Annotated in this window: 19 protein-coding genes; 15 read left to right on the forward strand and 4 right to left on the reverse strand. The window is 70.8% G+C overall.

The window, feature by feature from the left end; genetic code table 11:
- Positions 1-22: 22 nt before the first annotated feature.
- The gene (tkt, locus tag AC07FT_RS29190; RefSeq protein WP_479178935.1) at positions 23-2,101 is read right to left on the reverse strand and encodes a transketolase; all 2,079 of its coding nucleotides are present in this window, start codon (positions 2,099-2,101) and stop codon (positions 23-25) included.
- A gap of 349 nt (positions 2,102-2,450) precedes the next feature.
- Between tkt and AC07FT_RS29195 the strand changes: the two genes are divergently transcribed.
- The 3 genes from AC07FT_RS29195 to AC07FT_RS29205 all read left to right on the forward strand — a co-directional run bounded on the left by AC07FT_RS29195 (position 2,451) and on the right by AC07FT_RS29205 (position 5,084).
- Entirely contained in the window at positions 2,451-3,401 is a 951-nt protein-coding gene (locus AC07FT_RS29195; RefSeq protein ID WP_479178936.1) for a heme o synthase, read from the forward strand.
- A 24-nt stretch (positions 3,402-3,425) separates the two neighbouring features.
- Positions 3,426-3,800 (forward strand): hypothetical protein, encoded by a 375-nt coding sequence (locus AC07FT_RS29200; RefSeq protein ID WP_432038718.1) that lies wholly within the window; start codon positions 3,426-3,428, stop codon positions 3,798-3,800.
- Positions 3,801-3,920: 120 nt separating this feature from the next.
- Positions 3,921-5,084: an amidohydrolase gene (locus AC07FT_RS29205; RefSeq protein WP_479178937.1), complete on the forward strand. Its 1,164-nt coding sequence runs from the start codon at positions 3,921-3,923 to the stop codon at positions 5,082-5,084.
- Here the strand turns inward: AC07FT_RS29205 and AC07FT_RS29210 are convergent.
- From AC07FT_RS29210 to AC07FT_RS29220, 3 genes are all read right to left on the reverse strand, one after another.
- Complete coding sequence (locus AC07FT_RS29210) at positions 5,021-6,061, reverse strand: COX15/CtaA family protein (RefSeq protein ID WP_479178938.1); 1,041 nt, start codon at positions 6,059-6,061, stop codon at positions 5,021-5,023. The two genes, AC07FT_RS29205 and AC07FT_RS29210, sit on opposite strands and share 64 nt — an antisense overlap.
- Before the next feature lie 108 nt (positions 6,062-6,169).
- Positions 6,170-6,943, reverse strand: coding sequence for an ABC transporter permease (locus AC07FT_RS29215; RefSeq protein ID WP_479178939.1), 774 nt, complete (start codon positions 6,941-6,943; stop codon positions 6,170-6,172).
- On the reverse strand, positions 6,940-7,866 hold the full coding sequence (locus AC07FT_RS29220) for an ABC transporter ATP-binding protein (RefSeq protein WP_471202303.1): 927 nt from the start codon (positions 7,864-7,866) through the stop codon (positions 6,940-6,942). The genes AC07FT_RS29215 and AC07FT_RS29220 overlap by 4 nt, the downstream gene beginning before the upstream one ends.
- A gap of 181 nt (positions 7,867-8,047) precedes the next feature.
- Here AC07FT_RS29220 and AC07FT_RS29225 point away from each other — a divergent pair, with 181 nt between their 5' ends.
- From AC07FT_RS29225 to AC07FT_RS29280, 12 genes are all read left to right on the forward strand, one after another.
- A complete protein-coding gene (locus tag AC07FT_RS29225; protein WP_471202301.1) occupies positions 8,048-8,857 on the forward strand; it encodes a helix-turn-helix transcriptional regulator in 810 nt (269 codons plus the stop codon).
- Entirely contained in the window at positions 8,854-10,275 is a 1,422-nt protein-coding gene (gene sufB / locus AC07FT_RS29230; RefSeq protein ID WP_254742784.1) for a Fe-S cluster assembly protein SufB, read from the forward strand. The genes AC07FT_RS29225 and sufB overlap by 4 nt, the downstream gene beginning before the upstream one ends.
- 81 nt (positions 10,276-10,356) lie before the next feature.
- Positions 10,357-11,526: a Fe-S cluster assembly protein SufD gene (sufD, locus tag AC07FT_RS29235; RefSeq protein ID WP_471202299.1), complete on the forward strand. Its 1,170-nt coding sequence runs from the start codon at positions 10,357-10,359 to the stop codon at positions 11,524-11,526.
- On the forward strand, positions 11,523-11,846 hold the full coding sequence (locus AC07FT_RS29240; RefSeq protein WP_254742779.1) for a bifunctional 3-phenylpropionate/cinnamic acid dioxygenase ferredoxin subunit: 324 nt from the start codon (positions 11,523-11,525) through the stop codon (positions 11,844-11,846). The genes sufD and AC07FT_RS29240 overlap by 4 nt, the downstream gene beginning before the upstream one ends.
- Positions 11,847-11,853: 7 nt before the next feature.
- Positions 11,854-12,618 carry a Fe-S cluster assembly ATPase SufC gene (gene sufC, locus AC07FT_RS29245; RefSeq protein WP_432038711.1) on the forward strand — a complete coding sequence of 255 codons (765 nt, stop codon included), beginning with the start codon at positions 11,854-11,856 and terminating at the stop codon, positions 12,616-12,618.
- Positions 12,615-13,871, forward strand: a complete 1,257-nt coding sequence (locus AC07FT_RS29250) for a cysteine desulfurase (RefSeq protein ID WP_254742773.1) — start codon at positions 12,615-12,617, stop codon at positions 13,869-13,871. The genes sufC and AC07FT_RS29250 overlap by 4 nt, the downstream gene beginning before the upstream one ends.
- A gap of 10 nt (positions 13,872-13,881) precedes the next feature.
- On the forward strand, positions 13,882-14,346 hold the full coding sequence (gene sufU / locus AC07FT_RS29255) for a Fe-S cluster assembly sulfur transfer protein SufU (RefSeq protein WP_479178941.1): 465 nt from the start codon (positions 13,882-13,884) through the stop codon (positions 14,344-14,346).
- On the forward strand, positions 14,343-14,678 hold the full coding sequence (locus tag AC07FT_RS29260) for a metal-sulfur cluster assembly factor (RefSeq protein WP_471202292.1): 336 nt from the start codon (positions 14,343-14,345) through the stop codon (positions 14,676-14,678). Before sufU ends, AC07FT_RS29260 begins: the two co-directional genes overlap by 4 nt.
- A 137-nt stretch (positions 14,679-14,815) precedes the next feature.
- Positions 14,816-15,136 carry a DMT family transporter gene (locus tag AC07FT_RS29265; RefSeq protein ID WP_479178942.1) on the forward strand — a complete coding sequence of 107 codons (321 nt, stop codon included), beginning with the start codon at positions 14,816-14,818 and terminating at the stop codon, positions 15,134-15,136.
- A complete protein-coding gene (locus AC07FT_RS29270) occupies positions 15,136-15,675 on the forward strand; it encodes a TetR/AcrR family transcriptional regulator (protein ID WP_479178943.1) in 540 nt (179 codons plus the stop codon). Before AC07FT_RS29265 ends, AC07FT_RS29270 begins: the two co-directional genes overlap by 1 nt.
- Positions 15,676-15,764: 89 nt before the next feature.
- Positions 15,765-16,382, forward strand: coding sequence for an RNA polymerase sigma factor (locus AC07FT_RS29275; RefSeq protein ID WP_479178944.1), 618 nt, complete (start codon positions 15,765-15,767; stop codon positions 16,380-16,382).
- Positions 16,375-17,334: a CU044_5270 family protein gene (locus AC07FT_RS29280; protein ID WP_479178945.1), complete on the forward strand. Its 960-nt coding sequence runs from the start codon at positions 16,375-16,377 to the stop codon at positions 17,332-17,334. The genes AC07FT_RS29275 and AC07FT_RS29280 overlap by 8 nt, the downstream gene beginning before the upstream one ends.
- Positions 17,335-17,392: the final 58 nt, after the last annotated feature.

The following is a 17,392-nucleotide window of genomic DNA, read 5'->3' on the forward strand; positions in this document are numbered from 1 at the left end:
CTAGTCAAGCCGGTGGCGGGCGTCAGCGCCCGGCGGCGTCGAGGGACTCGTGGGCGGCGGTGACCACGGCCTCGGCGGTCAGACCGAACTCCCGGTAGAGCACCTTGTAGTCGGCGGAGGCGCCGAAGTGCTCCAGGGAGACGATGCGGCCGGCCTCGCCGACGTAGCGGTACCAGGTCAGTCCGATACCGGCTTCCACGGCCACGCGCGCCTTCACCGACGGCGGCAGCACGCTCTCGCGGTACTCCTGGTCCTGCTCCTCGAACCACTCGACCGACGGCATCGACACGACGCGGGCCGGGACCCCGGCGGCCTGGAGCTGCTCACGCGCCTCGACGGCGAGCTGGACCTCGGAACCGGTGGCGATCAGGATGACCTTCGGCTTGCCGCCCTCGGCCTCGAAGAGGACGTAACCACCCTTGGCGGCGCCCTCGTTGGCCTCGTAGGTCGGCACGTTCTGACGGGTCAGCGCGATGCCGTGCGGCGCGGGCTGCTCCGTGTGACGGCGGGTGATCTCGCGCCAGGCGATCGCCGTCTCATTGGCGTCGGCCGGGCGGACGATGTTCAGACCCGGGATCGCGCGCAGCGCGGAGAGGTGCTCGACCGGCTGGTGGGTCGGGCCGTCCTCGCCGAGGCCGATGGAGTCGTGCGTCCACACGTAGGTGACCGGTAGCTTCATCAGCGCGGCGAGCCGGACGGCCGGGCGCATGTAGTCGGAGAACACCAGGAAGGTGCCGCCGTAGACCCGGGTGTTGCCGTGCAGCGCGATGCCGTTCATGGTCGAACCCATGGCGTGCTCGCGGATGCCGAAGTGGATGGTGCGGCCGTAGGGGTCGGCCTCCGGCAGCGGGTTGTCCTTCGGCAGGAAGGACGAAGAGGCGTCGATCGTGGTGTTGTTGGAGCCTGCGAGGTCGGCGGAGCCGCCCCACAGCTCGGGCAGCACCCCGCCGAGCGCCTTGAGCACCTGGCCGGACGCCTTGCGGGTGGCGACGTCCTTGCCCGCCTCGAACACCGGCAGCGTGCTCTCCCAGCCCGCCGGCAGCTCGCCCGCGGTGATCCGGTCGAACTCGGCGGCCCGCTCGGAGTTGTTGTTCCGCCACTCCTGGAGCGTCTTGTCCCAGGCGGCGCGCGCCTCACGGCCGCGGTCGACCAGACCCCGGGTGTGGTTGATGACGTCGGCGTCCACCTGGAAGTGCTGCTCGGGGTCGAAGCCGAGGACGCGCTTGGTGGCGGCGACCTCCTCCGCGCCGAGCGCCGAGCCGTGCGACGCCTCGGTGTTCTGCGCGTTGGGCGCGGGCCAGGCGATGATGGTGCGGGCCGCGATGATCGAGGGGCGCTCGGTCTCGTCCCGCGCCGCCTTCAGCGCCGCGTACAGCTGGTGGATGTCGAAGTCACCGCTGGGTGCCTGCTCGATGCGCTGGACGTGCCAGCCGTACGCCTCGTAGCGCTTCAGCACGTCCTCGGAGAGCGCGGTGGCGGTGTCGCCCTCGATCGAGATGTGGTTGTCGTCGTACAGGGCGACGATGTTGCCCAGCTTCTGGTGACCGGCGAGCGAGGACGCCTCGGCGGAGATGCCCTCCTCCAGGTCGCCGTCGGAGACGATCGACCAGATGGTGTGGTCGAACGGGGAGGCGCCCTCGGGCGCCTCCGGGTCGAACAGCCCGCGCTCGTAGCGGGCGGCCATCGCCATGCCCACCGCGTTGGCGATGCCCTGGCCGAGCGGACCGGTGGTGGTCTCCACGCCGGTGGTGTGGCCGAACTCCGGGTGGCCCGGGGTGAGGCTGCCCCAGGTGCGGAACGCCTTGAGGTCGTCGAGCTCCAGACCGAAGCCCGCCAGGTACAGCTGCACGTAGAGCGTGAGGCTGGTGTGGCCCGGGGACAGTACGAACCGGTCGCGGCCCGCCCATCCGGCGTCGGAGGGGTCGTGCCGCATCAGCTTCTGGAAGAGCAGGTACGCGGCGGGCGCGAGACTCATGGCCGTGCCGGGGTGGCCGTTACCGACCTTCTGCACGGAGTCCATGGCCAGGACGCGGGCTGTGTCAACGGCCCGCTGGTCCAGATCGGTCCATTCGAGGTCTGTGGTAGTCGGCTTGGTGCTCACCCTGAGTCAGGGCTCCTCTCCACACTGTCGCTATCCGGTGACCGAGTGCACACCGGCGTTGTCGAGCCTACCCCTGGAACGGCGGTCATCTTTTCGGGTTCCACCCGACGGTCAGGGAACGAATCGAGGGCCTCGGCGCATTCCCCTCCGCGGTTGCGCGGGGTGATCGGAAGGAGCTGTTCCGGGTGGTGCGCGCCCTGCGCGCCCCGGCGGGCGCGCGCCGCCAACACGACCCGACCCCGGCGGCGAGCGGTACATCCCCTGCGTCTAGAGTGGCGTGGTACGCGCAAGTCTTTACCGGCTCTTCATGTCCGGTGCTTGCTGGTTCTTGCTTCCACCAGGGGTGTGCGTGACGGCCGTCGAATCCCGTCCTGCGGGGGTGCTGGAGACGAGCGATACGGGCTCCGGCCACCGGCCGCTCGGGGCCCGTGTCAAGGCGTTCGTCGCGCTGACCAAGCCGCGCGTCATCGAGCTGCTGCTGATGACCACGGTGCCGGTCATGTTCCTGGCCGCCGGGGGCGTTCCCGACCTCTGGCTGGTGCTGGCGACCTGTGTCGGCGGTTATCTGTCGGCGGGCGGTGCCGCCGCGTTCAACATGTACCTCGACCGCGACATCGACGCGCTCATGGACCGCACCGCCCAGCGTCCGCTGGTGACCGGGATGGTCTCACCGGCCGAGTGCCTGGTGTTCGCCTCGGCGCTCACGGTGGTCTCCACGGCCTGGTTCTGGGTCCTGGTCAACCCGCTGTCCGCGATGCTGTCACTCGGTGCGCTGGTCTTCTACGTCGTCGTCTACACGATGCTGCTCAAGCGGCGCACCTCGCAGAACATCGTCTGGGGCGGGATCGCGGGCTGTATGCCCGTGCTCATCGGCTGGTCCTCGGTGACCGACGACGTCTCCTGGGCCGCGGTCATCCTGTTCCTCGTCATCTTCTTCTGGACGCCGCCGCACTACTGGCCGCTGTCGATGAAGGTCAAGGACGACTACGAGCGGGTCAGCGTGCCGATGCTGCCGGTGATCGCGGGCAACAAGGCGGTCGCCCGGCAGATCGTCCTCTACAGCTGGGCCATGGTCGGTGTCTCCCTGCTGCTGTGGCCGCTGGGCTACACCGGCTGGTTCTACCCGATCGTCGCCGTGGTGCTGGGCGGGTTCTGGCTCCGGGAGGCGTACGGGCTCCAGGCGCGCGCCCGGGCCGGGATCACCGGGGCCAAGCTCAAGGAGATGCGGCTCTTCCACTGGTCCATCACCTATGTGTCGCTGCTCTTCGTCGCCGTCGCCGTGGACCCCTTCCTGCGCTGATTACCGACGGGTAGCATTGCTGGTATGGCAGACAGCACCCAGGCGGAGACGGTGGAGACGGTCGGGAGCGCCCAGCCCGCCAAGCCCTCCAAGGATGAGAAGCGGGCCAAGCGGCTCGCCCACCAGATCACGGCCTTCGCCGCGAGTCACGGCGGCAGCGCCGAGGGCCAGCTCGCCCACATCGGCCGCGGCACCACCCGGATCGCCCTGGTGGGGGCCAACGGGGAGTGGGGTGTACTGGTCGCCCCTTCGCACGAGACCGCCCGCCGTGCCGCCGAGCTCGCCGGGCTCACCCTCGAGGACGAGTTCGACGGCGAGATGGCCGCCAAGGTCCGCACCGGACCCTATGAGTGGACGCGGATGGCGGGTATGCAGATCGGCGGTCCCGCCAACCCCTGAGCCGAGGCCGGTCCCCGCCCGGAACCGAGCCGGGCGGACCGCCGTACCGCGGCCCCGACACCTCGCACCCCTTTCGCCCGTTAAGCCCGTCGATGTCTGAAGGGCGAGGAGGCGGCGGCGATGGACGAGGCGACGGACTCCCCGGGCACCCTGGGCCCGTCGGCCGGCCCGGTCCCGCGCGACGGGCCGGGTCCGGTGGCGGACCCGGCCGCGCTGCCGCCCCTGGTCGACCAGTACAGCCACGGCACGGTCCACGGCGAACTGGGGCTCGGCTCCTTCGAGGCCCATCTGGCCTCCGCCGCCGGATCGGGCGCGGCCCCCGCGGGCACCACCTTCTTCGACAGCTGGACCGGGCTCGCGGTGCGCCGCTGGTGCCCGCCGCTGCTGGGCATGGACCCGCACTGCGCACCGGTCAGCTATCTCGCCCGCCGCCGGGAACTGGGCGCCTACCGGGCCGCCCGGCTGCTGCTGCGGGGCGCGGGCATCGGCACCTTCCTGCTGGAGTCCGGCGCCCCCAGCGACCTCACCTCATCCGGCGAACTGGCCGCCGCGGCCGACGGCCGGGTCCATGAGGTGGTCCGGCTGGAACCGCTGGCCGAGCAGGTGGCCGACACCTCCGGCACGGTCGACGCGTTCACCGGAAACACCGCCGAGGCGCTGTACGCCGCCGCCCAGCACGCCACCGCGTTCGCCCTGGGCATCACCCACGGCGACGAGATCCCCCCGGATCCGCGCGCGGTGCGCCGGGCCGCCGCGCGCAGACTCGCCGGGGGACCGGCCCGGGACCGTTCCCTCGATCCCGCCCTCACCCAGCACCTGCTGTGGAGCGCGGTGGCCACCGGGCTGCCGGTGCAGCTGCACTGCGCCGATCCGCAGCCGCTGCTGGGCTTCCTGCGGGCCACCGCCGGGTTCGGCACCGATCTGGTGCTGCTGCCCGAGCGGCCGTACCACCGGCGGGCGGCCCAGCTCGCCGCGGCCTTCCCGCACGTCTACGCGGACGCCGGGCCGCGGCCGGCGGAGACCCTGGGCGAGGCGCCGTTCGGCAAGCTGCTGTTCTCCACCGGCGCGCGGGCGCTGCCCGAGCTGTATGTGACCGCAGCCCGGCTGTTCGCCCACGCCATGGCGCGGCTGACCGCCGAGTGGACCGACGAGGGGGTGTGCACCCGCGCCGAGGCGCGGCGGATCACCGCTCTGGTCGCGGCCGGTACCGCGCGCCGGGTCTACCGGCTGGAGGCGGCGGGCTCGGCCGGCCCGGCGGCCGGGGCGGACGCGGTCTCCGGCTGAAGCGCCTCGTGCTCCCCGGTGGGGGAGGACACGCCGGCGGCCTCGGGGGATCCGGTGGCACCGCCGCGCTCGCGCAGCGACAGCAGGACCCGCAGCGCCGCGATCCACACCAGGCAGGAGCCGAACATATGGGTGCCGACGACGATCTCGGGCAGATGGGTGAAGTACTGCACATAGCCGATCACGCCCTGGAGCAGCAGGATGACCAGCAGCTCCAGCACCCCGCGGCGCTGGGCGGCCGGGGCCTTCACGGCACGCAGGGTGAACCAGAGCGCGGCGGTGAGGCCCAGCACGATGTAGACGAAGTCCACGTGCAGCTGGGTGATCTCCTGCCAGTCCACCGGGATGCGGTGCACCTTGCGGGCGTCACCGGCGTGCGGACCGGCTCCGGAGACCGCGGTGCCGATGACGATCAGCGCGAGCGTCGACCCCACCAGCAGCCAGGTCAGCTGGCGCACCGGACGGGCCACCAGCTCCTCCGGCTCCCCGTCGCCCTCACGGGCCCGCTGCCAGGTCACCACGGCCACCGTGAGCAGCGCGGTGGCCAGCAGGAAGTGCGAGCTGACGATGTACGGGTTGAGCCCGGTCAGCACGGTCACCCCGCCGACCACGGCATTGCCCATGATGAGCCAGAACTGGGTCCAGCCGAGCCGGGTGAGCGAGGTGCGCACCGGGGTGCGGGCGCGGGCGGCGATGATCAGGAGCCCGACCACCGCGCACAGCACATAGGTCAGCATCCGGTTGCCGAACTCGATGATGCCGTTGATGCCCGCCTCGGCCGTCGGCGTCAGACTGTCGGAGGTGCACTTCGGCCAGGTGTCACAGCCCAGTCCGGACTGGGTCAGCCGGACCGCGCCGCCGGTGACGACGATGACGACGGCCATCACCACGGCGGCCAGCGCGGCGCGTTCCACGAAGCGCGCGGACGGCTGCCAGCGCCGGGCGATCTGCTCGAGGGGGTTCAGCGAAGAGGGCACGAGCCCATCGTAGGCGGCCGCTTGTGCAGCTTTTCACGAGGGTCCCGGACCGGGCGGAACCGGCCTTTCCAGCAGCCCGCGGGGACCGTCCCGGCCCGTCCGGCCGCGCTACTCCCAGCGGAAGAAGCGGCCCGCCGCGCCCAGGCCCAGCACCGACCACACCGCCAGGATCCCCAGCTCCCGCCAGGGCACCGGACCGCCGTTCTGGAGGACGTCCCGCAGCCCGCCCGACAGCGCGGAGATCGGCAGCAGTTCCAGGACGCCCCGGACGGCGTCCGGGAACTTGTCCAGCGAGACGATCACCCCGCCCGCGACGAGCAGCAGCAGGAAGACCAGGTTGGCGGCGGCCAGGGTGGCCTCGGCCTTGAGGGTGCCCGCCATCAGCAGGCCCAGACCGGAGAACGCCGCGGTGCCCAGGATCAGCAGCAGCGCCACCACCAGCGGATTGCCGTGCGGCGACCAGCCCAGACCCAGCGCGATCGCGGTCAGCAGGGCGATCTGGAGGACCTCGGTGACCAGCACCGAGCAGGTCTTGGCGGTCATCAGCCCCCACCGGGGCAGCGGGGAGACCGCGAGCCGCTTCAGCACGCCGTAGCGCCGCTCGAAACCGGTGGCGATGGCCTGTCCGGTGAACGCGGTGGACAGGACGGCCAGCGCCAGCACCCCGGGTGCCAGGAAGTCCACCGTCGCGCCGTCGGTGCCGGTGTCCACGATGTCGACGCTGCTGAACAGCACCAGCACCAGGGACGGGATGACCACGGTCAGCAGCAGCTGCTCACCGTTGCGCAGCAGCATCCGGGTCTCCAGCGCGGCCTGCGCCCGGATCATCCGCAGCAGCGGTGCCGACCCCGGCCGGGGGAGGAAAGTGCCCGTGGCGGTCACGCTCGCAGCTCCTTACCGGTGAGCTCGAGGAAGACGTCCTCGAGGGTGTGCCGCTCGACCGAGATCCGGTCCGGCATCACCCCGTTCTGTGCGCACCACGAGGTGACGGTGGCCAGCAGCTGGGGGTTGACCTTGCCGGTGACGCGGTAGCCGCCGGGGGTCAGCTCGGCGGCCGTGCTGTCGTCGGGCAGCGCCTTGAGCAGCGAGGGCAGGTCGAGCGCGGGGCGGCCGGTGAAGCGCAGGGTGTTCTCGGCACCGCCCCGGCACAGCTCCTCGGGACTGCCGTGGGCGATCACCTTGCCGCCGTCGATGATCGCGACGTGGTCGGCGAGCTGTTCGGCCTCGTCCATGTAGTGGGTGGTCAGCACGACGGTGACCCCGTCCTGGCGCAGCTCGCGGATGAGCTCCCAGGTGGCGCGTCGGGCCTGCGGGTCCAGACCGGCGGTCGGCTCGTCGAGGAAGACCAGTTCGGGGCGGCCGACGACGGCCATGGCCAGGGCGAGCCGCTGCTGCTGACCGCCGGAGAGTCTGCGGTAGGTGGTGCGGCCGCAGGAGCCGAGCCCCAGCCGCTCGACCAGCAGACCGACGTCCACCGGGTGGGCGTGCAGGGAGGCGGTGTGCCGCAGCATCTCTTCTGCGCGCGCGCCGGAATAAACGCCTCCGGACTGGAGCATCACCCCGATCCGCGGCCGCAGCGCCGCCGCGTCCCCCACCGGGTCCAGGCCGAATATGCGCACCGTCCCGGCGTCGGGGCGGCGGTACCCCTCGCAGGTCTCGACGGTGGTGGTCTTGCCGGCCCCGTTGGGTCCGAGGACGGCGCTCACGGTGCCGCGCGCGACGGACAGGTCGAGTCCGTCGACCGCGGTCTTCGAGCCGTACCGTTTGACCAGGCCGACGACGTCGACCGCGGGCTCTTCTCGCATGCCGGGCAGTCTACGAATCCCCGGGGGCGCTGTGGGCGGCAGGGCGGAAGCCGGTCCCGCCGGATCGCCGCGCCATCGCATCGTCGCAGGTGAAGTTAGGTGTGCCTAAGTGATGCACCCCACCAGTGAGGGCCGCGGCCGTCGGTTGTATGTACCGCCGGAATTACGCAACAATGGCGTTGTGAAATACGCGAGCGAGGCTCCGAAGGGAAGCGCGGCCGAGACGGCCGCGCGGTCCGGCGTGCCCGTGTCCGCGCCCGATGAGCAGCACGGCACCCGCAACCGGGTCGCCCGTTCCATCCTCGATCACGGCCCCTCCACCGCGGCCGAGCTCGCGCTGCGGCTGGAGCTGACCCAGGCGGCCGTCCGCCGTCACCTCGACACCCTCGTCGCCGACGGCGTCGTCGAGCCCCGCGAGAAGAGGGTGTACGGGGCGCGGGGGCGCGGCCGCCCGGCCAAGGTCTTCGCCCTGACCGACTGCGGCCGTGACGCCTTCGACCAGGCCTATGACTCGCTGGCCGTCGACGCCCTGCGCTGGATCGAGCAGAGCGCCGGGGGCGGTGAGGCCGGACGGGCCGCCGTCGCGGCGTTCGCCCGCGCCCGGCTGGCCGGCCAGGCCGTGGCGTACCGCAGTGCCGTCGAGGCCGCCGATCCCGGCAGCCGTACCCAGGCCCTCGCGGGCGCGCTGTCCGCGGACGGGTACGCTGCTACGGCGCGCAGCGCGCCGGTCGGCGAACAGCTCTGCCAGCACCACTGCCCGGTCGCCCACGCAGCCGAGCGATATCCGCAGCTGTGCGAGGCGGAGACCGAGGTCTTCTCCCAGCTGCTCGGGACTCATGTGCAGCGTCTGGCCACCATCGCCCATGGCGACGGGGTGTGCACGACGTTCATTCCGAAGACCGACAGATCCCCATCGGCCGCGACGGCCGACCCCAGTACCAGTAAGACCACCACCGCATCTGCCAGCACGGCCGGGAGGAACCCCGTATGACTCTCCCCACGGAGACCGCTCACCCTGAGCTCGAGGGTCTGGGCAACTACGAGTACGGCTGGGCCGACTCCGACGTGGCCGGCGCTTCTGCCAAGCGCGGGCTCTCCGAGGAGGTCGTCCGCGACATCTCGGCGAAGAAGTCCGAGCCGGAGTGGATGCTCAACATGCGCCTGAAGGGCCTGAAGCTCTTCGGCAAGAAGCCCATGCCCACCTGGGGCTCGGACCTGTCGGGCATCGACTTCGACAACATCAAGTACTTCGTGCGTTCCACCGAGCAGCAGGCCGCCTCCTGGGAGGAGCTGCCCGAGGACATCAAGAACACGTACGACAAGCTGGGCATCCCGGAGGCCGAGAAGCAGCGCCTGGTCGCCGGTGTCGCCGCCCAGTACGAGTCCGAGGTCGTCTACCACCAGATCCGTGAGGACCTGGAGGAGCAGGGCGTCATCTTCCTGGACACCGACACCGCGCTCAAGGAGCACCCGGAGCTCTTCAAGGAGTACTTCGGCTCGGTGATCCCGGCGGGCGACAACAAGTTCGCCTCGCTGAACACGGCGGTGTGGTCCGGCGGCTCGTTCATCTACGTGCCCAAGGGCGTCCACGTGGAGATCCCGCTCCAGGCCTACTTCCGGATCAACACCGAGAACATGGGCCAGTTCGAGCGGACGCTGATCATCGTCGACGAGGACGCCTACGTCCACTACGTCGAGGGCTGCACCGCGCCGATCTACAAGTCGGACTCGCTGCACTCCGCGGTCGTCGAGATCATCGTCAAGAAGGGCGCCCGCTGCCGTTACACGACCATCCAGAACTGGTCGAACAACGTCTACAACCTGGTCACCAAGCGCGCCGTCGCCTACGAGGGCGCCACCATGGAGTGGGTCGACGGCAACATCGGCTCCAAGGTGACCATGAAGTACCCCGCCGTCTACCTGATGGGCGAGCACGCCAAGGGCGAGACCCTGTCCATCGCCTTCGCGGGCGAGGGCCAGCACCAGGACGCCGGCGCCAAGATGGTCCACATGGCGCCCCGCACCTCGTCCAACATCGTCTCCAAGTCGGTGGCGCGCGGCGGTGGCCGTACCTCCTACCGCGGTCTGATCGAGATCGGCGAGGGCGCCGAGGGCTCCAAGTCCAATGTGCTCTGTGACGCCCTGCTGGTGGACACCGTCTCGCGGTCGGACACCTACCCCTACGTGGACGTCCGCGAGGACGATGTGTCGATGGGCCATGAGGCGACCGTCTCCAAGGTCAGCGACGACCAGCTCTTCTACCTGATGAGCCGCGGTCTGTCGGAGGACGAGGCCATGGCGATGATCGTCCGCGGCTTCGTCGAGCCGATCGCTCGCGAGCTGCCCATGGAGTACGCGCTGGAGCTCAACCGGCTGATCGAGCTGCAGATGGAGGGCGCGGTCGGCTGACGCCACCGCACCTCCGGCCCCATCGCACCGGGGCATCCCCGTGAAAGCCACCGAAGGCAGAAAGCGAGCAGTACGACAGCCATGGCTGAAACCATTCCCGCCGGATCCACTACGGACGGTGTCATCCAGGTGGGCCAGCCCACCGATGCGCGGGTCAGCGCCCCCGCGTCGTACGACGTGGCCGACTTCCCCGTGCCGCACGGCCGGGAGGAGGAATGGCGGTTCACCCCGCTGGAGCGGCTGCGCGGCCTCCACGACGGCACCGCCGTCGCCGACGGCGGCGTCAAGGTCGAGGTGAGCGCCCCCGAGGGCGTCACCGTCGAGACCGTGGGCCGGGACGACGCGCGCCTGGGCAAGGCCGGCAAGCCGGTGGACCGGGTGGCGGCGCAGGCGTACAGCTCCTTCGAGAAGGCCTCGGTCGTCTCCGTCCCCAAGGAGACGGTGCTCACCGAGCCGGTGCGGATCTCCGTGCACGGCGAGGGCGGCACCGCCTTCGGCCACCAGCTCGTCGAGCTCGGCGCCTTCGCCGAGGCCGTGGTGGTCATCGACCACACCGGTGACGCCACCCTCGCCGCCAACGTCGAGTACGTGCTCGGCGACGGCGCCAAGCTCACCGTGGTCTCCATCCAGGACTGGGCCGACACCGCCGTCCACACCGGGCAGCACACCGCGCTGGTCGGCCGGGACGCCGGCTTCAAGTCCGTGGTCGTCACCTTCGGCGGCGATCTGGTGCGGCTCCACCCGCGGGTGGTCTACGGCGCCCCCGGCGGTGAGGCCGAGCTCTACGGCCTGTACTTCACCGACAACGGGCAGCACCAGGAGCACCGGCTCTTCATCGACCACGACACCCCGCACTGCCGGAGCAACGTGGCCTACAAGGGGGCGCTCCAGGGCAAGGACGCCCACGCGGTCTGGATCGGTGACGTACTGATCCGCGCCGCCGCCGAGGGCACCGAGACCTACGAGCTCAACCGCAACCTGGTCCTCACCGACGGCGCCCGCGTCGACTCGGTGCCCAACCTGGAGATCGAGACCGGCGAGATCGTCGGCGCCGGTCACGCCAGCGCCACCGGCCGCTTCGAGGACGAGCAGCTCTTCTACCTGATGGCGCGCGGCATCCCGGCCGACGAGGCCCGCCGTCTGGTGGTCCGCGGCTTCTTCGCCGAGCTCGTCCAGCAGATCGGCGTCCCCGATCTGGAGGAGCGTCTGATCGCCAAGATCGAGGCAGAGCTGGAGGCGTCCGTAGGATGACCGAGACCTTCGTACGCGCCTGCGCCCTGGCCGAGCTCGAGGACGACACCCCCAAGCGGGTCGAGCTCGACGGCGTTCCGGTCGCGCTGGTCCGCACCGAGGGTGAGGTGTTCGCCGTCAACGACATCTGCTCGCACGCGAACGTCTCGCTGTCCGAGGGCGAGGTCGAGGACTGTCAGATCGAGTGCTGGCTGCACGGCTCCAGCTTCGATCTGCGCACCGGCAAGCCGTCCGGTCTCCCGGCCACGCGCCCCGTCCCCGTATACCCCGTAAAGATCGAAGGGGACGACGTGCTCGTCTCCGTCACCCAGGAGTCCTGAGGCACCCATGGCAACGCTTGAGATTCACGACCTGCACGTCTCCGTCGAGGCCGAGGGCGGCCCCCGGGAGATCCTGCGAGGCGTCGACCTGACCGTGAAGCAGGGCGAGACGCACGCCATCATGGGCCCCAACGGCTCCGGCAAGTCCACCCTGGCCTACTCGCTGGCCGGCCACCCGAAGTACACCATCACCGGCGGCACCGTCACCCTCGACGGTGAGGACGTGCTGGAGATGTCCGTCGACGAGCGCGCCCGCGCCGGTGTCTTCCTGGCCATGCAGTACCCGGTCGAGGTGCCGGGTGTCTCCGTCTCCAACTTCCTGCGGACCTCCGCCACCGCCATCCGCGGTGAGGCCCCCAAGCTGCGCACCTGGGTCAAGGAGGTCAAGGAGGCCATGCAGCGCCTCCAGATCGACCCCTCCTTCGCCGAGCGCAACGTCAACGAGGGCTTCTCCGGCGGTGAGAAGAAGCGCCACGAGATCCTCCAGCTGGAGCTGCTGAAGCCCGCCATCGCGATCCTCGACGAGACCGACTCCGGCCTCGACGTCGACGCGCTGCGCGTGGTCTCCGAGGGCGTCAACCGGGTCCGTGAGGCCGGTGAGGTCGGCACCCTGCTGATCACGCACTACACCCGCATCCTGCGGTACATCAAGCCCGACCACGTCCACGTGTTCGCCGCGGGCCGGATCGCCGAGTCCGGCGGCCCGGAGCTGGCCGACAAGCTGGAGGCCGAGGGCTACGAGGCGTACGTGAAGGGAGGCGCGTCCGAGTGACACAGCTGCCGGGCCTCCTCGACACCGAGGCGATCCGCAAGGACTTCCCCATCCTGGACCGCCCGGTCCACGACGGGAAGAAGCTCGTCTACCTGGACAACGCGGCCACGTCCCAGAAGCCGCGCCAGGTGCTCGACGCGCTCAACACCTACTACGAACGCTCCAACGCCAATGTGCACCGCGGTGTGCATGTGCTGGCCGAGGAGGCCACGGCGCTGTACGAGGGCGCCCGCGACAAGGTCGCCGGCTTCATCAACGCTCCCAGCCGCGATGAGGTGATCTTCACCAAGAACGCGTCGGAGTCGCTGAACCTCGTGGCCAACATGCTCGGCTGGGCCGATGAGCCCTACCGGGTGGACCGCGAGACCGAGATCGTCATCACGGAGATGGAGCACCACTCCAACATCGTCCCGTGGCAGCTGCTCTCGCAGCGCACCGGCGCGAAGCTGAAGTGGTTCGGCCTCACCGACGACGGCCGTCTCGACCTGTCGCAGATCGAGCAGGTCATCACCGAGAAGACCAAGGTCGTCTCGTTCGTGCTGGTCTCCAACATCCTGGGCACGGTCAACCCGGTCGAGGCGATCGTCCGCCGCGCCCAGGACGTGGGCGCCCTGGTCGTCATCGACGCCTCCCAGGCCGCGCCGCACATGGTGCTGGACGTCCAGGCGCTCCAGGCCGACTTCGTGGCCTTCACCGGCCACAAGATGTGCGGTCCGACCGGTATCGGTGTGCTGTGGGGCCGCCAGGAGCTGCTGGAGGACCTGCCCCCGTTCCTCGGTGGCGGCGAGATGATCGAGACCGTCTCGATGCACTCCTCCACCTATGCCCCGGCGCCGCACAAGTTCGAGGCCGGTACGCCCCCGATCGCCCAGGCCGTCGGCCTCGGCGCGGCCGTGGACTATCTGGCCTCGGTCGGCATGGAGGACATCGCCCGCCATGAGCACGCCCTGACCCACTACGCGGTCGGCAGGCTCCTGGAGGTGCCGGACCTGCGCATCATCGGCCCCACCACGGCCGAGGAGCGCGGTGCCACGATCTCCTTCACGCTCGGTGACATCCACCCGCACGATGTGGGCCAGGTCCTCGACGAACAGGGCATCGCGGTCCGCGTCGGCCACCACTGCGCCCGACCCGTCTGCCTGCGGTACGGAATTCCCGCGACCACACGGGCGTCGTTCTATCTGTACTCCACCCCCGCCGAGGTCGACGCCTTGGTGGAGGGCCTGGAGCACGTACGGAACTTCTTCGGGTAGGGGCGACCGCGTGAAACTGGATTCGATGTACCAGGACGTCATTCTGGACCACTACAAGAACCCCCATGGACGGGGCCTCAGGGACGGCGACGCAGAGGTACACCACACCAATCCCACCTGCGGTGACGAGATCACCCTGCGGGTGCGGCTCGACGGCGAGACCATCGAGGACGTGAGCTACGAGGGCCAGGGCTGTTCCATCAGCCAGGCCAGCGCGTCCGTGCTCAATGAATTGCTGGTGGGCAAGGAGCTGGGCGAGGCTCGCAGGATCCAGGAGACGTTTCTGGAGCTGATGCAGTCCAAGGGGCAGACCGTCCCGGACGACGCCATGGAGGAGGTGCTGGAGGACGCGGTCGCGTTCGCCGGTGTCTCCAAGTACCCCGCCCGAGTGAAGTGCGCCCTGCTCAGCTGGATGGCATGGAAGGACGCCACCGCGCAGGCGCTCGGCGAAACCGCTGGAGGGAAGACCGTATGAGTGACGACGTGACGACGACCAAGCCCGCCAGCGAGGAAGAGGTCCGCGAGGCCCTGTACGACGTCGTCGACCCCGAGCTGGGGATCGACGTGGTCAACCTCGGGCTGATCTACGGCGTTCACATCGACGACGCCAACATCGCCACCATCGACATGACGCTGACGTCCGCGGCCTGTCCGCTGACCGACGTCATCGAGGACCAGGCGAAGTCCGCGACCGACGGCATCGTCAACGAGCTCCGGATCAACTGGGTCTGGATGCCGCCGTGGGGTCCCGACAAGATCACCGACGATGGCCGCGAGCAGCTCCGCGCCCTCGGCTTCAACGTCTGAGGACCGCCTCGCAGCGGTTCCCCGGAACAGCTCCACGGAACGGCCCCCGCGCATCCGCGCGGGGGCCGTTCCGCGCTTCCGGCGCTTCCCGGCCCACTTGTGTACGACCGTACGCAACGTTGTGTACGATCGTACGCATGGGGTACCTGATGCTCTCCGGTGCGATCCTGGCCGAGGTGCTGGCCACGACCGCGATGAAGTACAGCGACGGATTCACCCGGCTGTGGCCCACCGTGCTCACCGTCACCGGCTATCTGATCGCCTTCGCCCTCCTCGCCCAGACCCTCAAGACGGTCTCCGTCGGCACCGCCTACGCCATATGGGCCGGGGCCGGGACCGCCGTGATCGCCGTCATCGGCATGGTCTTCCTCGGCGAGGCCGCGACCGCCGCCAAGGTCATCGGGGTGCTGCTCGTCATCGCCGGGGTCGTGGTGCTCAACCTCGGTGGGGCCCACTGATGCCGCGCCGCTACGACCCCGAGCGGCGGCAGCGGATCATCGACGCCGCGATCACGGTGGTCGGGGAGCGCGGTATCGGCGGACTGAGCCACCGCGCGGTGGCCGCCGAGGCGGACGTACCGCTCGGCTCGACCACCTACCACTTCGCCACCCTCGACGATCTGCTCGTCGCGGCCCTCCGCCAGCTCAACGTGGACTGGCTGGACCACCTGGAGCAGTGGGAGCGCGCCGCCGACCCCGGCCGCCCGCTCGCCGACGAACTGCTGCGGCTCATCGAGACGCTGCTGGGCGGCGACCGCGCCCGGCTGGAGCTGGAGTACGAGCTCTACTTCGCCGCACTGCGCCGGGCGGCGGTGCGGCCCATCGCCGCCGCCTGTCTGGACGACATGGCCGCCCTGCTGGCCCGCCGCACCGGCGACGTCGATACCGCACGGATGGTGGTGGCGCTCATGGACGGGGTGATACTCCAGGTACTGCTGACCGGCAGACCGCTGGAGCGCACCGAGGTACGCGCGGCCATAGAGCGGATCACCGGCTGAGACGAGCGAGGGAGGCGGCGCGTGAACCCGATCGGGCCCTGCGGGGAACAGGGGGTGACACTCCTTCCCGCCGAGGATGCGGAGACTCCGTGACAGATCCCGACCCACCGCCCCAGCGCATACCGCTCCACGACGACGCCGATGTCATCGCGCAGTCCGTGGAGCGGCCCGAACTCTTCGCCCGGCTCTACGACCGGTACGCGCCCGACATCCACCGCTACGCCGCCCGCCGCCTCGGCGACGGCGCCGCGGACGACATCACGGCCGAGACCTTCCTCGTCGCCTTCCGCTGCCGGGCCCGTTTCGACACCCGCCGCAACGCGGCCCGCCCCTGGCTCTACGGCATCGCCGCCAATCTGATCGGCAAGCACCGCCGCGCCGAGGTCCGGGCGCTGCGCGCCCTCGCCCGCACCGGCACCGACCCGGTCGCCGAGTCCTGGGTCGAGCGGGCCGAGGACCGGGTCACCGCCGAGGCCACCCGCCGGCCGCTGGCCGAGGCGCTCGCGGGGCTGTCCGCCCGGGACCGCCACGTCCTGCTGCTGATCGCCTGGGCCGACCTCAGCTACCAGGAAGTCGCCGAAGCCCTCGGCATCCCCGTCGGGACGGTCCGCTCCCGGCTCAACCGCGCCCGCCGCAAGGTGCGCGCCGCCCTCGGCGCCGATCCCGCCGTCCTCAGCGATGCCACGGAGGTGGCCACCTATGGATGAAATGACCAAGGTCCGTGAACTGCGCTCGCAGGCACCCCGCCCGGACGCGATCCGGCTGGCGGCCGGACGCAGGCAGCTCGCCGAGGCCGCCGAGGGCGGCGCCCGCGCCCGTCACCTCAACACCCCCCGCGTCCGCTTCGGCTGGCGGCTGGCCGCCGTGGGCGCAGCCGCCACCGTCACCGCGGCCGCCGTGCTGGCCGCCCAGCTGGTGGACGGCGGCGAGGGCGTCCGCACGGCGCCGGTCGCCGCGATGAGCCAGTCCTACGCGGTGGCGCTGGGCAGCCCGGCCGAGACCCTGCGGGACGCGGCCGCCATCGCCGGGCGGGCCAAGGATCCGCGGCCCCACGACGGCCAGTGGGTCTTCACCGAGACCAGCCGGGTGAACGCCACCGACGGCGAGCGGCCCGGTCTGGTGGACCACTCGTCCTGGTCCCGCTACGACAACCCCTCGATGGAGGGCGGCAAGGCGGGCGACGACCACTCGCCGCGCGAGACCTACCGCTTCCTGAAGTCCCTCCCCGAGGACCCGGCGAAGGTGCGCGCCAAGGCCCGCGCCTTCTACCCGAAGGCGGACGGGGAGACCCGCGCCCAGCACGACTTCCGGGCGCTCACCCTGCTCACCGAGGCCTACCCGGCACCGCCGAAGGGGCGGGCCGCGGTCTTCCGCGCCATGGCCGCGATCCCCGGTCTGAAGGCCGACTCGGTCAAGGACATCCTCGGCCGCCACGCCATCGCGCTCTCGCTCGGCGACAAGGCTCAGGGTGACCTCCGCGGCCAGTACCTCTACAACCCGCGCACCTGGGTCTCGTCCGGCAGCCGCCATATCGCGGTGGCCGACAACCCGGGCGGGGAGGGCGGTCCCGAGGACCACTGGAAGGCCGGAGACGTGATCATCTCCACGGCGAAGGCGAAGCGCGCCCTGGTCGACGACAAGGGCGACACCGTCCGCTGACCCCTTCGGTGCCGGGCCCGGCCGGGGCCCGGCACCACCCCGTGCCACCGCCTGCCGC

The organism is Streptomyces sp. NPDC045899, assembly GCF_056431485.1.